The sequence below is a fragment of the Lamprobacter modestohalophilus genome, assembly GCF_016583905.1.
GTDB lineage: Bacteria > Pseudomonadota > Gammaproteobacteria > Chromatiales > Chromatiaceae > Lamprobacter > Lamprobacter modestohalophilus.
In genome coordinates this window covers 15,837-30,522 of record NZ_NRRY01000009.1, presented here as the reverse complement: position 1 = coordinate 30,522, position 14,686 = coordinate 15,837, and the positions used below count along the sequence as shown (strand labels likewise).

11 protein-coding genes and 1 tRNA gene are annotated in these 14,686 nt (G+C 63.6%); 4 read left to right on the top strand and 8 right to left on the bottom strand.

Annotated elements, in window-relative coordinates:
* The first annotated feature begins 157 nt into the window (after positions 1-157).
* A tRNA-Gly gene (locus CKO42_RS07620) sits at positions 158-233 on the top strand.
* 346 nt (positions 234-579) lie between these two features.
* Here the strand turns inward: CKO42_RS07620 and pdxH are convergent.
* The 5 genes from pdxH to CKO42_RS07595 all read right to left on the bottom strand — a co-directional run bounded on the left by pdxH (position 580) and on the right by CKO42_RS07595 (position 5,863).
* The gene (gene pdxH, locus CKO42_RS07615; RefSeq protein WP_200241433.1) at positions 580-1,254 is read right to left on the bottom strand and encodes a pyridoxamine 5'-phosphate oxidase; all 675 of its coding nucleotides are present in this window, start codon (positions 1,252-1,254) and stop codon (positions 580-582) included.
* 43 nt (positions 1,255-1,297) lie between these two features.
* Positions 1,298-1,828: a DUF2934 domain-containing protein gene (locus CKO42_RS07610; protein ID WP_200241430.1), complete on the bottom strand. Its 531-nt coding sequence runs from the start codon at positions 1,826-1,828 to the stop codon at positions 1,298-1,300.
* A gap of 120 nt (positions 1,829-1,948) precedes the next feature.
* Positions 1,949-4,687, bottom strand: coding sequence for an ABC transporter permease (locus CKO42_RS27910; protein WP_274608891.1), 2,739 nt, complete (start codon positions 4,685-4,687; stop codon positions 1,949-1,951).
* Between the two features lie 217 nt (positions 4,688-4,904).
* Positions 4,905-5,621, bottom strand: coding sequence for an ABC transporter ATP-binding protein (locus CKO42_RS07600; RefSeq protein ID WP_200241423.1), 717 nt, complete (start codon positions 5,619-5,621; stop codon positions 4,905-4,907).
* Between the two features lie 5 nt (positions 5,622-5,626).
* Positions 5,627-5,863: a hypothetical protein gene (locus CKO42_RS07595; protein ID WP_200241420.1), complete on the bottom strand. Its 237-nt coding sequence runs from the start codon at positions 5,861-5,863 to the stop codon at positions 5,627-5,629.
* A gap of 370 nt (positions 5,864-6,233) precedes the next feature.
* Between CKO42_RS07595 and CKO42_RS07590 the strand changes: the two genes are divergently transcribed.
* Together CKO42_RS07590 and CKO42_RS07585 are read left to right on the top strand one after the other, a co-directional pair.
* Positions 6,234-7,724: a polysaccharide deacetylase family protein gene (locus CKO42_RS07590; RefSeq protein ID WP_242479203.1), complete on the top strand. Its 1,491-nt coding sequence runs from the start codon at positions 6,234-6,236 to the stop codon at positions 7,722-7,724.
* A gap of 191 nt (positions 7,725-7,915) precedes the next feature.
* Positions 7,916-9,382 carry a glycosyl hydrolase family 57 gene (locus CKO42_RS07585; RefSeq protein WP_200241418.1) on the top strand — a complete coding sequence of 489 codons (1,467 nt, stop codon included), beginning with the start codon at positions 7,916-7,918 and terminating at the stop codon, positions 9,380-9,382.
* Here CKO42_RS07585 and CKO42_RS07580 read toward each other — a convergent pair whose 3' ends face one another.
* The 3 genes from CKO42_RS07580 to CKO42_RS27905 form a co-directional block, all read right to left on the bottom strand.
* Positions 9,383-9,676, bottom strand: a complete 294-nt coding sequence (locus tag CKO42_RS07580) for a hypothetical protein (protein WP_200241415.1) — start codon at positions 9,674-9,676, stop codon at positions 9,383-9,385.
* A gap of 109 nt (positions 9,677-9,785) precedes the next feature.
* Positions 9,786-10,397, bottom strand: a complete 612-nt coding sequence (gene lolA / locus CKO42_RS07575) for an outer membrane lipoprotein periplasmic chaperone LolA (RefSeq protein ID WP_200241411.1) — start codon at positions 10,395-10,397, stop codon at positions 9,786-9,788.
* Positions 10,398-10,669: 272 nt separating this feature from the next.
* Complete coding sequence (locus CKO42_RS27905; protein ID WP_200241408.1) at positions 10,670-13,549, bottom strand: DNA translocase FtsK 4TM domain-containing protein; 2,880 nt, start codon at positions 13,547-13,549, stop codon at positions 10,670-10,672.
* A 170-nt stretch (positions 13,550-13,719) separates the two neighbouring features.
* On the opposite strand from CKO42_RS27905, the gene trxB reads away from it, so the two are divergent.
* The gene (gene trxB / locus CKO42_RS07565) at positions 13,720-14,676 is read left to right on the top strand and encodes a thioredoxin-disulfide reductase (protein WP_200241396.1); all 957 of its coding nucleotides are present in this window, start codon (positions 13,720-13,722) and stop codon (positions 14,674-14,676) included.
* Positions 14,677-14,686: the final 10 nt, after the last annotated feature.

Sequence of the window (14,686 nt, the reverse complement as noted above, 5' to 3'; positions counted from 1 at the left end):
CGACGGTTGATCAGTACTCGATGATGTGCTTGATGCTAAGGCCAATGCCGCACTGCAACAAGACAGGAACAGCAAGGTTGTTGATCTGGCCCCGCTGTTTTTTGATTCCTTGAGTGCTTGACAAAGAAATTCTCGGTGGTATTCTAAGCGGCTCCTAGCGGGAATAGCTCAGTTGGTAGAGCACAACCTTGCCAAGGTTGGGGTCGCGAGTTCGAGTCTCGTTTCCCGCTCCAAATTAAGAAATTAGGCCGGCTTCAAGCCGGCCTTTTTTGTTGCGTGAACCCTGTCTTTGCCTGCGACAGCTGCACCGGCTTGGCCTTGACGCCGATTCAGCAACACAGGAAGCTCGACCTTTTTAGAAGCAACGATCGATATCCACGACGCACGATATCGCCGTGTCAAGCTTGAAGCTGTGGTGCAGGAGGTGGTTTTGGACGAACGGCAAGACCGAGTAGCCTGCGGGGTGACCAAGCCTGATGACTTTTTGCGCTTGCTAGCGCTCAGCCTAGCTTGTTGGCAGCGTAAGGCTTGAGGCTGGCGTTATTGCGCTCGCGTGTATGTCGCCGCAGCACGACGCGATTAGGGGGCAAGACGCTCGATTTTCCAGGGGGTTTCGGGCGCTTCTCGTCGGTAGCGGAAGCGATCGTGCAGCCGGCTGTCGCGTCCCTGCCAGAATTCGATGCTCGTCGGGATCACTCGATAACCGCCCCAGAAGTCTGGGAGCGGTATCTCGCCTTCGCTGTATCGGTGCTTGATCTCGGCGACCTTCTGCTCGAGTAGCGAACGTGAGCGAATCACCTGACTCTGCGGCGAGGCCCAGGCGCCGATACGGCTGCCTCGACCGCGGGTCATGAAGTAGCGCAGCGACTCGCTGGTCGGAATGCGCTCGGCGGTGCCAAGGATGCTGACCTGCCGCGCCAGCGCAACCCAAGGAAACAGCAGGGCGACCCGGTTGTTGACGCCGATCTGCTGGGACTTAGCACTGTGGTAGTTGGTGAAGAAGATGAATCCCTGCGTGTCATACAGTTTGAGCAAGACGGTGCGCAGGCTCGGCTGACCAGCGCTGTCGACCGTGGCGAGGGACATTGCGTTGGGCTCCGGGAGCTGGGTCGCAAGGGTCTCTTGGTACCAACGCTGGAACTGAACAATGGGGTCAGCATCAAGATCCTCGCGCTCGAGCCCTCGCTCCATCGCTTGCGTGCGAAAGCGGGCCGGGTCGGGATTCGTCTGCTCCGGGGTTGCGAGATAGTTCATGGCTGCTGCACGAGGCGTGGCTGCTCCTATGGCGTGCCTTGGCTCAGGATCGCGTGCTCAGCAGCGCGTCGATTTGGGCCTCGGCAGCGGCCCAGTCGTCGGCATGGTTGCCGGGTGCGAATCCGCGTTTCTCTGCGATGTAGTAGGCGGCTTCTTGAATCATGCGGTAGCGCTCTTCGGCGCTGACCTCAGTCACCGGGCTCAGGGTTACCGGGCGCTCTTGGCGCGGTTTCGGGCTGGCCTTTTTGCTGGTCGTCTTCTTGGTGACGGGTGGAGTGGCGGGCTTGGCAGCCGCCGAGCTAGGAGTGGCTGGGGCGGCCGGGCTCGGACGCGAGGCGGTGGGAGCCGCCTTCTTGGTCACCGTCTTCTTGACGGCTCCGGTGGGGCTGGGTGCGCTGCTGGTCTTGGCGGCCGCGGTTTTCTTGGTCGCGGTCTTCTTGCTGCTGGTCTTCTTGGTGACCGGCCCATTGGCGCCTGGCCTATTGGTGCCCGGCCTGTTAGGCATCGGCTTGTTGTCGGCCGCGGCGGCCTTTGCGCTTGTCTTCTTGGTTACGACGGTCTTTTCATCAGCCATGTCGTTCACTCGCCTCCGAGTACTGCATTGGTATTCAGCTCCGGTAGAGAATACACGACCTTTCTGGTCAATCGAAGCATGTTGGTGTGCAGACTGTTATCGGGCTTTCCGCGTGCGCGTCTATTCTTCACGAAGCGCACGGGCGGGAACGGCTCTGGCGGCTCGGATGGCCGGGTAGATGCCGGCGAAGATGGCCGCAAGCCAGGCGAGCACAAGCCCCGAGATCAGCGTCTGCGGCTGCACCTGCATGGGCATGGTCCAGCCGAAGGAGCGCAGGTTGATGACGCTGATCAGCAGATCGCCCATCGCCAGGCCGAGCGGGATGGCGAAGAGGCCGGCGGCGAGGCCCATGGCCGAGGTCTGAATCAGGATGAGCGCGCGCAGCTGGCCGCGGGTCATGCCGGTGGCGCGCAGTACCGCGTAGTCGCGGGCGCGCTCTAGCTCGAGGGCCATGAGGGCGCTGAGGATGCCGACGAAGGCGACGCCGATGGCGAGCAGCCGCAAGACCTTGGTGATGGTGAAGGTCTGGTCGAAGATATCCAGCGAGAGCTCGCGGATGGCGCGATTGGTCTGGACGCTGGTGGTGATGTCGAGCTGGGCGAGGAGCGTCTCGACCTGTTGGCTGACGGCGTCGGCATCGGCCTCGTCAGCGAGGCTGATGCCGAACGAAGAGACGGCGGGATCATCCCATTTCTCAGCGTAGAGGGAGCGGGGCAGGATGAGGGTGCCGCTGTCACTGCCGTAGTCTTGGAAGATGGCGCCGATCTCGAAGCTCTGCCAGCCGCTGGTGGTGAACAGCTCGAGGTCGTCGCCGACCTGCAGCTGCCGGCGATAGGCAAGCGGTTGCGAGATGAGGATGAGCCTTCCGGCCTGCCAGCCTGGCCAGAGATCCGCTGCGGTCGGGCCTTGAAAACGAAAGCCGCGCGGCTGGCCGGTGCTGGATTCGAGTGCGAGGGTGAGGACGGGGCCGTCACGGGTCTCGATGCGGTTGCTGCGGCCTTGGCTCAGCGCCTCGACCGCGGGGAGCGCGAGCAGTTGATCAGCCAGCTCGGGGGGCAGGTCGCCACCGCGACTCGCGCCGCTGCTGGATTCGGCCGAGATGTAGATGTCGCTGGTCAGGGTGTTGGCGAGCCAGTCGGAGACGCTGGCGCGGAAGCTGCCGATCATGATGCTGACGCCGAGCGTTGCCGACACGGCAACGGCGAGCGCGGCAACGGCGAGGCCGGATCGCGTGATGGAGGCGGTGATGCCGCGCGCCGCGAGCCGGCCCTGGGTGCCGAACAGGCGACCGAAGAGGGGCGTGGTCAGGCTGGCGAAGCCATGCACGGCCAGCGGCATCAACAGTGCAGTCCCGACGATCACCAGGAACAGGGCGAGGAAACCGATACCCATCGAACGCGCCGAGAGGGCGATGAGGCCAAGCCCGATGAGGATGAGCAGAACGCCGCTGGCGGCGAGCCAGGGCAACAGCCGTCGGGCTTGGCCTTCGACGCGAGTGCGACGGATGACGTCGCGCGGTTGCGAGCGGGCGGCCTCGAGCGCGGGGCCGAGCGCGGCGAGCAGTGTCACCCCGAGACCCAAGCCAATCCCCTTGAGCAGTGACAGCGGCGCCAGGTGCAGGCTGCGGACACTAAGCTGGAAGTAGATATCGTTGATGGTGCGGGTGACCAGCTGGACCAGACCGGCGCCGACCGCGATGCCGAGCAAGACGCCGAGCAGGGCGCCGACGAGGGCTAGGGCCAGCGTCTCCACCAGCACGAGTGCAAAGAGTTGGCTGCGGGTGGTGCCGAGCATGCGCAGGGTGCCGAGCAACGGTCGGCGCTGGAGCACGGCGAAGGTCATGGTGTTGTAGACGATGAAGGCGCCGACCAGCATCGCCAGCAGGCTCATCGCGGTGAGGTTGGTGTGGAAGGCGCGGGTCATCTGGGCGAGGGCGTTGCTGCGCTGCGCCGAGGCCTCGAGCCGCACGCCGTCGGGCAGGGCGGCGGCGACGCGCTCGGCCTCAGCGTCGGTCAGGATGAGATCGATCCGCTCGATCTCGCCGAGTCGGCCGAGCACCTCCTGGGCGGTGGCGATGTCGGTGATCGCGAGTCCGCTAAGGTTGGCCTGTTCAGGCAGGATGGCAGCGACGGTCATCGGCATGCTTGCGGCGCCCAGATCGAGCTTGAAGGTGTCTCCCGGCTTGAGCCCGAGGCGTGCTGCATCATCGCGACTCAGCGCCAAGGTGGCTGGGTCGCGGAGCAGACGCAGCAGGCCGACGAGACCGTTCGAGGTCCTAGTTTCGCCGCTACTGTTCGGTTGGCTTAGGGTTTCGTCGCTGGTTTCGGTCGCGGCTTGGCTGCTGGTTTGGCTGCTGGTTTGGCTGCTCGTCTGGCTGCCGGTATCGGAGTCAGCGTCGGCATGCATAGGCCCTTCGGTCAATGCCGCGCGCGGTGGCGAGCCAGCGGGACTTGCTGGCGCTGCTGCAGTGCCCGCGCTGGCTCGATTGAGACTGGCACGCAGATCCGGGCGCATCGAGGCGGCGGCGAGCAGGTCGAGTCCGAGCAAGGTCAGGCTGCGCTCGCCGATGCGCACCGGTGCATCGATGACCGGCGTTGCCTGGGTCAAGCCCTGCTCTAGGCGCAGTTCCGCGTACAGCGTTTCTGGGAGACTGCCGCCGGCGCTGATGACCTGGTGGGTGGCGGGGCCAGTGACCTGTTCGACCGAGAGCCGAAAGCCGCGCTTGGCGCTCTCGTTGGCCAAGTCGACCGCGATGACCACGGCGACGCCGAGCGCGATGCCGGCGATCGACAGCCAGGTCTGCCAGGGGTGGCGCGTCAGATAGCGCCGGCTGGCGCTGAGAAGGGACTTGGTCAGCATGCCAGGCTTCGCCGTGCGCTCTGCATTGCGCTCTGCATTGCGCTAAGCGTTGCTCCCAGTGTTGCCCATGGCATTGCCCCAGGTATTGCTCCCGGTGCTGCCCACAGTGTTGCCCCCTGTGCTTCCCATAGCATTGCCTCCGTATCGAGCTTGCTGCGCGGGCCGCTGGCGCGCGTCTGTTCGACCGACGTCGGTTGGTCGTGGAGGAGTCCGAGATTTACCATGACAGTGCCTCGGTGTCGGTGCTGAGGCGACCGTTATCGAGCGCGAGCACGCGATCGGTGATCTCTGAGACCTTGCGGCTATGGGTGACCAGGATCAGGGTGCGGCCCTCATCGCGAAACAGGTGGGCGAGCAGCTCGAGCACCACTTGACCGGTGCGCGCATCGAGGTTGCCGGTCGGCTCATCGGCCAGGACCAGTGCTGGGTTGTGGATGAGGGCGCGGGCGATGGCGACGCGCTGCTGCTCGCCGCCGGAGAGCTCGTCTGGGAAGGCGCCCTCGCGGCCGTCGAGCCCGACCTTTGCGAGCCAGGCGCTGATCTGGCCTCGGCGCTCGCGCGGTGGCGTGCCATTGAGCTCGAGCGGCAGGCCAATGTTCTCGGCCACCGTTAGGGTCGGGATGAGATTAAAGAACTGGTAGATAAAGCCGATGTGCTCACGTCGCAGCAGCGTGAGCTCTGGCTCGCCCATCGCCGCCACGCTGCGCCCCATGATCTCGACGTCGCCGGTATCGGGCTTGTCGATGCCGGCCAGCAGGTTGAGCAGGGTCGATTTCCCAGAGCCGCTCTGGCCGACCAGTGCAATGCACTCGCCGCGAGCAACCCCGAAGCCGATGTCGGCCAACACGGTGCGCCGTTGGTGGCCCTCAGCGTAGGACTTGCCAAGACCGGCGACGGCCAGTACGGGCGTTTGATCGTTATCGTTGCTATCCATTAGGGTCAGAGCCAACGGACCAGGTAATATAATCGCTGACTCTCAGACGAGGACGAGGGTCCGTAGACCACCGCGGGTTCGAGCTTTTTCGTCTGATCACGGCCGGCTCGCGCCGCCTCCTCGCTCTCGACGAGGGTCACGCACCCCTCCGGGAAACGGGCGCGTCGCTTGCTTGGCGCCTTGATCAACGCAAAGCGCTCGGCGAGCGACGTCGAGTCTGGGTCGATGATGACGTGCGGCATGGTTCGTTCACAGTGCGTTCAAAGCGCGTTCAAAGCGCGTTCACATTGGTTGCTGCGTTGGTCAGAGCGCCCGCGCGCTCAGCATAAGGCCATTCAGCGCAAGGTCATGGCCTTGACCCTCTATGTCGCGTGGTTAGCCGCCTAGATCAAGCCGGTTGGGCAGGATTGGCGAAAGAGCCGCCGGTTGCGTCGCCGGCTCATCGCGGTCTGACTGGACCAGGGCGCGAGTCCGTGACCAGGCAGGGTCTGTCAGCGACCGCACCGCAGCCATCCCGATTGATCTCTGACGAGCATGATCTCAGACGATGATGCGATGGCCTAATCCGCTATCATCTTGCCCTAAGCTGTCACCTCGGAGAGCCCCGCCTCGATGCACGCCCATCACGCCCTGGTCCTGAACCTTCATCAGCCACCAGGTAACCTCGAGCAGCTGCTCGACGAGCAGACCTGGGAGGCCAAGGAGATCCTGTTTGCGCTCGACCGCATGCCGCGCAGTCTATGGGGTCAGGAAGACCTGGCGCGCGTGCACCTGTCGCTCTCAGGCACCCTGCTCGAAACCCTCTCCAGCCCGGATTTCCAAGCGCGTGTCTACGGCATCGTTGACTGCGGTAAGCTGCTCTGGTTCCTGCAAAACCAGCAGATCTTCGATATCCTCGGCACCGGCTACTATCATCCGGTGCTGCCACTGATTCCGACCGCCGACCGCCCTGAGCACCTGCGCCGCTGGCAGGGCATCGCCCAGCATCTGTTCTGGCGCTCGCGCTTCGACGGCTTCTGGCCGCCCGAGATGGGCTTCTCGATGGAGCTGATTCCGCTGCTGCGTCGTTTCGGCTATCGCTATGTGCTGGTCGACAGCGAGCATGTCGAGCCGCTTGCGCCGATGAGCTGGCAGGAGCTGCGCTACCGGCCGCATATCGCCCGCTATGGCGATGACGAGATCATCGTCGTGGTGCGCGATCGCGAGCTCTCCGATGCCCAAGAATCCGGGATGGACCCAGGCTGGTTCGTCAACGAGGTCGCCGAGCGCACACGCTGGTGCGACTTCCCGCCGCTGGTGACGACGGCCACCGACGGCGAGAATGGCGGCTGGTTCCGCAATGTTACCGAAGGCTCTAACTACTGGTCGGTTTTCTACCGACCGCTGCTCGACATGATCCGAGCCGGCGACGCCAATCTGCGCCCGAGCTTCATCCATGACTATCTGGACACCTATGGTGCCCACGGCGAGGTGCGTGTCGCGACCAGGGCTTGGAATACCGGCTGGCATCATGGCAAAGGCTTTACCCAGTGGACCGGCTCGCAGACCCAGCGTGATGTGATCAGCCGCTACGCCGAGGTCAGTCAGCGGTTGCACGCTTGGCTCGAGCGAAGCGCTGCCGTGGCTGCTGATGGCGCTGGCGAGACCGCCAACGCGGGGGCTGAAGCGGTCGGCCGGGCAGCTCTCGGCGAGCGGGAAGCTGTCCAAGAGACAAGCGTTCGAGAGGCGTCTCCGCAAGGCGCCGCTGCGGATTTAGGCATCTCTGCCGCAGCCTCACAAAGCTCACAAAGCGCGGAAATGAGCACGCTAATCCCCGCAATGGAGGGTTTTGAAAGCACCACATCGCCAAGCCAGTCGGATGCTTCCGCGGTTGTTTCTGCGGCTGTGCCATCGACTGTGCCATCGGCGATCGATGTGCTTCCCAGGGAATTCTCGCAGCGTTTGGAAGATGCACAATGGCATCTGCTCCGCGCTGAAACCAGCTGCAACATCTTCTGGGGCGAAGCCTGGTGCTATCGCGCGGCGGCCGATCTAGACGTCACCGAGGATCTCCTCAACCAGCTCGATGCTGAGGCGAACCCTGAGGCGAACCCTCAGGCGTAAACGCCCAGCTCAAAGCCCGGTGCCACCGTCGCAAGGGGCTCGGGCGGCTGCCGGGGGCGTCGATCGCCAAAGCGCACTAGAAAACCACCAACAGCGCCGAAAAACAGCAAGAAAGCCACAAAACCAGACCATCCCCGTACCACCTCAAGCAACTGCACACTCAAACCAGCAACCTAACAGGAGCCAAACCCATGGCAGACCTCCCTGAGCTCATCGACGGCCTTCCCAACATCTGCGGCCAAGAACCCACCATCGAGCAAGCCATCAAGGCCGGCCAAAACAAAACGCTCAGCCAATCCCCAGGCGCGGTCGACTTCGGCAACATCCGCGCCGCCTGCGCGATCGCGCTGCATCAACACCAACCGCTGATCCCGGCCGGCGGTGATGAACTGCACACCGCTGCGATCATCAGCAACCTCAAGTACATGATGGACCACCAGGACATCGGCGATAACTACAATGCGCCGGCCTTCGCCTGGTGCTACAAGCGCATGGGCGAGTTCATCCCGCAGCTGATCCATGAGGGCAAATCACCGCGGGTCATGCTCGAATACTCCGGCACGCTGCTCTACGGCCTGCGCCAGATGGGCGAGGACCACGTCCTCGACGCCCTCAAAGGCATGACCATGAACCCCGATTACAACTGGGCCGTCGAATGGCTCGGCATGCCCTGGGGTCACGCCGTTGCACCCTCGACCCCGGTGCAGGACTACCGGCTGCATGTGAAGGCCTTCCAGCACCATTTCGCGGCACTGTTCGGCACCGAGGCCCTCGAACGCGTGCGCGGCTTCTCGCCCTCCGAGATGGCGCTGCCGAACCATCCCGATGTCGCCTACGAATTCGTCAAGACCCTCAACGACTGCGGTTTTCAATGGGTGCTGGTGCAGGAGCATTCGGTCGAGCAGACCGACAACGGCTGGCATCCGCAGCGTCCACACCTGCCGCATCGCCTCGTCTGCACCAACTCCAAGGGCGAGACCGCCAGCATCATCGCACTGGTCAAGACCCAGGGCTCGGATACCAAGCTGGTTGCGCAGATGCAGCCTTGGTATGAGGCGCAGAGCCTGCAGCGCTGGGAGCTGGCGGGCAAGCAAGTGCCGCCGCTGGTGACCCAGATTGCCGACGGCGAGAACGGCGGCGTGATGATGAACGAGTTCCCGGACAAGTTCTTCGAGGCCGCGCGCAACGCCTCAGGCTCTGATGTGCCGTTGATGAACGGCAGCGAGTACCTCGAGCATCTATTCGCGATGGGGATCAAGGAGAGTGACTTCACCGAGATCCGCCCGGTGCAGCAGGGCAAGATCTGGGAGCAGATGCAGCCCGGCGATGGCCCGGAGAAGCTGGCCAAGGTGATCGACGAGCTGAAGCAGTCCGACCATCAGTTCCACATGGATGGTGCCAGCTGGACCAATGATCTGTCCTGGGTCAAGGGCTACGACAACGTGCTCGGGCCGATGGAGGAGGCTAGCTCAGTCTTTCACGAGAAGGTCTTGAAGCCCAATACGCCGACCGATGATCCGAACTATCGCAACGCGCTCTACCATCTGATGGCGTCACAGACCAGCTGCTATCGCTATTGGGGCCAGGGTCAGTGGACCGACTACGGCCGCGAGATCTGCCGGCGGGTGACCGAGATCGTTAAGCACGACTTCGGCTGATCAAGCGCCACCGAGCAGTGGCGTTTGGCGACGACCGAGCACTGGCTCGGCCTCTGTTTGGTCTGTCGCCAACCCGCCGCACTGGACGAGCCCCTGCGCGGCGGGCGCTGGCGCCTCCGCGATCAGATTCAGTCTGTCTTTGATGTCGGAATAGAAGTTGGCCTCGCAGGCCAGGCTCCAGCAAGCGCCTACCACACCGACGTCGGGTTCCTGCTGAATGCGCGTCTGCCGGAGTTCATCGAGCAGTTGGAGGTTTAAGCGGTTCTGCTCGTCCCATTTGCGTTGGGCTAGCACAGGGCACTCAGCACTGCGGCGCTTGGTGCCCAGGTGCGAAGGGTATCCGCTCTGCGATCTCGGGATGATGCGGGGTCGCTGGGCAGGTGGAACCTTTCCGTTCGTTGGGTCAGTCCACCTGCAAGAAATCACTCCCCGCTGGGCGCTCGAAGCGGAACATGGCGTAGTCGAGCTGCGGGTTGCGCTTCAGGTTGGTGAAGATGAAGCGGGTGAGCTGGCCGAAGCGGTCTTCCATCAGTAGGTTGTCGAGCTGGCCCTCCGTAAAGGCGATACGCAGCTTTACGACCTCGGTGTCTTCGGTCTTTGGGACCAGCTCGACCCAGGTGCGACCGTCGCCTTCATCCATATTGCTTAGTGTGAAGTAGTCCTCGACCGGTTGCTCGCTGGCTAGGAGCTGGGCCGGGGTGCCATCGAGGATCTTCTTCTGGCTGCTGTGAGTGACCTGGTTGAGCTCCTTGTCGTGGACGTAGATGCGCGAGCCATCGGCGACGATCTCTTGCTCATTGGGCGTCTCGTAATCCCAGCGGAAACGGTTTGGCCGTAACAGATAGAAGGTGCCGGTCGACTCGATCATCTGGCCGCCATCGGCGCTGATGGTGATCTGGCGGAAATTGGCGCTCAGGCTGTTGAGGCCGCGCAGATAGGACTTCAGCTCATCGATGCCATCGGCGAGCGCCAGCGGTGTCCAGAGGACGCTGAGTAGGAGCGCAAAGAACAGCATGCCGAGACCGCTTGCGACAGCCCCGCTTTTCCGGGCAGGACCGTTTGGCCTCTGTGCTGGTGGCCTCTTTGCTAGTTGCCTCTGTGCTGACTGCCTCTTTGCTGATGCTAGCGAGCATCCGTTTTGCTGCTGTGTGCCGCTGTGGCGCGCGGCTGCACCGACGCTGCGGCGAGAGGGCTGCTGGGGCGGCAGATGGCGAAGGTTTGGATGAGCCATGCTGGAGTCTTCAGCCTGGCTAGAGCGGGCGATTCGATCTCTATCGATCACGAGATTCAGTCCTGTGGTGGGGGCGCGAGCACTTCGCGGTTACCGTTGGTCTCGGCGGGGCCGACGACGCCGATGCGTTCCATCTCCTCGATCATGCGCGCGGCGCGGTTGTAGCCGATCTTCAGCCGCCGTTGGACGCCTGAGATCGAGGCGCGGCGACTCTCGACGACGATCTGCACCGCCTCGTCGAACAGCGGATCTTGATCCTCGACATCGCCGCCGCCTTTGGGTTCCGGATCGATGCCGGGTAGATGGTCGGACGGCTCTTGCAGGATGTTCTCGATGTACTCGGGCGTCCCCTGCTGCTTGAGGAAGTCGACCACCTTATGCACCTCATGGTCGTCGACGAAGGCGCCATGGACGCGCTGCGAGATGCTGCCGCCCGGCGGCAGATAGAGCATGTCGCCATGGCCCAGCAGATGTTCGGCGCCCATCTGATCGAGCACGGTGCGCGAGTCGACCCGGGCCGAGACCTTGAACGCCATTCGGGTTGGGATGTTGGCCTTGATCAGGCCGGTGAGCACGTCGACCGACGGGCGCTGGGTTGCCAGTAGGAGATGGATGCCAGAGGCACGTGCCTTTTGCGCTAGGCGTGCGATCAGCTCTTCGACCTTCTTGCCGACCACCATCATCATGTCGGCGAGCTCGTCGATGATGACGACGATGTTCGGCAGCTTCTCAAGCGTGGGCACCTCGGGCGGTTCGAAGCCCTGGGCGATGGCGGCGTTGACCAGCGGCGCATAGGTCGGGTCCGAGATCGGCTCGCCGGCGGCGATGGCGTCGAGCACCTTGCGGTTGTAGCCGGCGATATTGCGCACGCCGAGAGAGGCCATCAGCTTGTAGCGGCGCTCCATCTCGCCGACACACCAGCGCAGCGCGTTGGCAGCCTCCTTCATATCGGTGACCACCGGCGTGAGCAGATGCGGGATACCCTCGTAGACCGAGAGCTCGAGCATCTTCGGGTCGACCATGATCAGGCGCACATCATCCGGGCCAGCCTTGTAGACCAGGCTCAGGATCATGGCGTTGATGGCGACCGATTTACCGGAGCCGGTGGTGCCGGCGATCAGCGCATGCGGCATCCGACCCAGGTCGGCGACCACCGGCTCGCCAGAGATGTTGGTGCCCATGCTGATGGTCAGCGGCGATTTAGCCTCGTGATAGGCGCGCGAGCCGATGATCTCGCTCAGGGTGACCATCTCGCGTTGATCGTTCGGCACCTCGATGCCGATCACTGACTTGCCGGGGATGACCTCGACCACACGCACGCTAATCTTCGACAGGGCGCGCGCGATATCCTTGCTCAGGCCGGTGATCTTGCTGACTTTGACACCGGGGGCGAGCTCAAGCTCGAAGAGCGCGACGACCGGGCCGGGATGCACCTCGACCACCTCGGCGACGACGCCAAACTCAGCCAGTCGCGCCTCGAGCTCGTGCGACATGGCTTCGATCTGCTCTGGCGTGGCGGCATTGCCGCTGCGCCGGGGTGGATCGAGCAGGTCGAGCGGTGGCCGCTGGCTGAAGTCGCCGCGGATCGCCATGGTGCCGCTCGGCGCTGGCTGCGGAACTGCGGGCCGGGCCGCGGGCGTATGGGTGAAGGTCGCTGCGTCGGCCCAGGCCGGCTCGACCACCGGGGGCGCCAGGGGCGTTATCGCAGGGGTCGGCGACAGCGTTGGGCTCGCAGCGGCGGCCGGCATCGAGCGCTCTGCGAGGGTCGGCGAAAGGGCCTCGGTAGCAGGCGTTTGAGTCTCTACTGTCCGCTCGCTTGCTGGCTCCTGCCAGCCAGATCCAAGCGACTCGGCGTCTTCGTGCTTGGCCGTCTCGGCCACCGATGTTGAAGCTGGCGCTGAGAGCGGCTCGCTCGGTCGTCCTTGCGTGGCGGCGCGGGCCAGCGTCGACGAGGAATCGAAGCCCGTACCGACCCTGATCTGGAGGTTTGGCTCGGCGCTATGCAGAGGCGGCACGCCCATGCTTAAGCCTGTCTCGGCCAGCTCGGTTGAATGGCCGTGCGTCTCGTCATTGAGGCTACGAATCGCGTTCCTGGGCGTCTGTTTGGGCGTCTGCTGCGGAGCCGTGGTCTCGGGCAGGTCGATCTCGTCGAAGCGGCTCGCGCTACTGCGCCATGGCTCGACACGCTTTTCTAATGCGTCGGCATCATCGTCCTCGATCTCGTCAAGCCAGTCCTGTTCGGAGTCGTCTTCGTCCTCCCATTCGGCCTCCCAATCCTGTCGCTGACGGCGCTCAGCGAGCGTTGCGCTGATGCGCCGATAGAGCGGCACGGGGAAACGCAGTACCATGAGGGTCAGGTCGCCGATGCCATCGACGATGAGCAGCGGCGAGAGTCCGGTGAACAGCGACAGGCCAATCAGCAGCAGCCCGAGTAATAACAGCGAGCCGCCGCCGAGGCCGATGGCCGCCGCCGCGAGTTCAGAGACCATCTGGCCAAGGCCGCCGCCGATGCCGTTTGGAAGATCGCCGAATGGGCCAGCAAACTGCAGGCTGGCGAGGCCGGCGCCGGCGGCGAGGGTGAGTAGAAGCCCGATCCAGCGTAATACGAGCCAATAGAGCTTGGTCTCGGGCTCTGGCTCGCGCTCGCGGAAGATCAGAAAGGCGCTTGCAGCCAGGCCGATCGGGATGAGATAGGCAAACACACCGAACAGGAACAGGGACAGATCGGCAAACCAGGCGCCAAAGCGCCCGCCGGTGTTGGCGACCATGGCCTGTTCCCCGGCGAAGGACCAGCCGGGGTCATCCGGTGAGTAGGTGGCGAGCGCCAACACCAGATAGAGTGAAATGATGACGACGGCCCAGAGTGCTCCTTCGCGCCAGGCGCGCTCTAGATAATCACCGAGACGGGCGTGTCTGAGTCGAGTCGCTTGTTCCACATGATCCTCCTAACGTTTGGCGGATTATAGCCTTAGACGGGGAACTTCGTCGTGTTTCGATGATAGTGACTGGGTCGGGCTGAAAGCCCTGATGCTGGCGTGCTGCTTTACCCTGGTCGGGTGCCTGCGTACCATCAACGGTTTGAATCTGGGCGCATTGGAGTATCACGATGAGCGACACCAAACACTGCCGGCTGCTGATCCTGGGCTCGGGACCGGCTGGCTACACCGCGGCCGTTTATGCGGCGCGCGCGAACTTGCAGCCCGTGCTGGTGACCGGCCTAGAGCAGGGTGGGCAGTTGATGACCACCACTGAGGTCGAGAACTGGCCGGGCGATCCGGATGATCTGCAGGGGCCGGATCTCATGGAGCGGATGCGGCGCCATGCCGAGAAGGTCGGCACCGAGATCATCTTCGACCATGTCAACAAGGTGGCCCTGGATCAACGGCCGTTCTTACTGACCGGCGACTCGAGCACCTACAGCTGCGATGCCCTCATCATCGCCACCGGGGCCAGCGCCATGTACCTCGGGCTCGAATCGGAAGAACAGTTTCGTGGCCGCGGCGTCTCAGCCTGTGCGACCTGCGATGGCTTCTTCTATAAGAACCAGAAGGTGGCGGTGATCGGCGGCGGCAATACCGCGGTCGAAGAGGCGCTCTACCTGGCCAATATTGCCTCAGAGGTGACGCTGGTGCATCGTCGCGACGCGCTGCGCGCTGAGAAGGTGCTGCAGGATCGTTTGCTGGAGAAGGCCGACAACGGCAATGTGCGCATCGCCTGGAATCATATGCTCGACGAGGTGCTTGGTGACAGCAGCGGGGTGACTGGGATGCGGATCAAGAACGTGCAGGATGGCAGTACCGAGGAGGTCGAGCTGCAGGGCGTGTTCATCGCCATCGGGCACAAACCGAACACGGGGATCTTTGACGGTCAGCTCGAGATGTCGAATGGCTACATCAAGGTCAAGTCCGGCGCTGAGGGCAATGCCACGGCAACCTCGATCCCGGGTGTGTTCGCGGCTGGGGATGTGATGGATCATGTGTATCGGCAGGCGATTACCTCAGCGGGCACTGGTTGCATGGCGGCACTGGACGCCGAGAAGTATCTCGACGGACTCGCGGGTTGAGCCTGCGGCG

What these genes read in the sequence shown, in the direction of transcription:
- pdxH (WP_200241433.1), bottom strand. Translation starts at nt 1,254, where the DNA reads ATGAACTATCTCGCAACCCCGGAGCAGACGAATCCCGACCCGGCCCGC.
- CKO42_RS07610 (WP_200241430.1), bottom strand. Translation starts at nt 1,828, where the DNA reads ATGGCTGATGAAAAGACCGTCGTAACCAAGAAGACAAGCGCAAAGGCC.
- CKO42_RS27910 (WP_274608891.1), bottom strand. Translation starts at nt 4,687, where the DNA reads ATGCTGACCAAGTCCCTTCTCAGCGCCAGCCGGCGCTATCTGACGCGC.
- CKO42_RS07600 (WP_200241423.1), bottom strand. Translation starts at nt 5,621, where the DNA reads ATGGATAGCAACGATAACGATCAAACGCCCGTACTGGCCGTCGCCGGT.
- CKO42_RS07595 (WP_200241420.1), bottom strand. Translation starts at nt 5,863, where the DNA reads ATGCCGCACGTCATCATCGACCCAGACTCGACGTCGCTCGCCGAGCGC.
- CKO42_RS07590 (WP_242479203.1), top strand. Translation starts at nt 6,234, where the DNA reads ATGCACGCCCATCACGCCCTGGTCCTGAACCTTCATCAGCCACCAGGT.
- CKO42_RS07585 (WP_200241418.1), top strand. Translation starts at nt 7,916, where the DNA reads ATGGCAGACCTCCCTGAGCTCATCGACGGCCTTCCCAACATCTGCGGC.
- lolA (WP_200241411.1), bottom strand. Translation starts at nt 10,397, where the DNA reads ATGCTGTTCTTTGCGCTCCTACTCAGCGTCCTCTGGACACCGCTGGCG.
- trxB (WP_200241396.1), top strand. Translation starts at nt 13,720, where the DNA reads ATGAGCGACACCAAACACTGCCGGCTGCTGATCCTGGGCTCGGGACCG.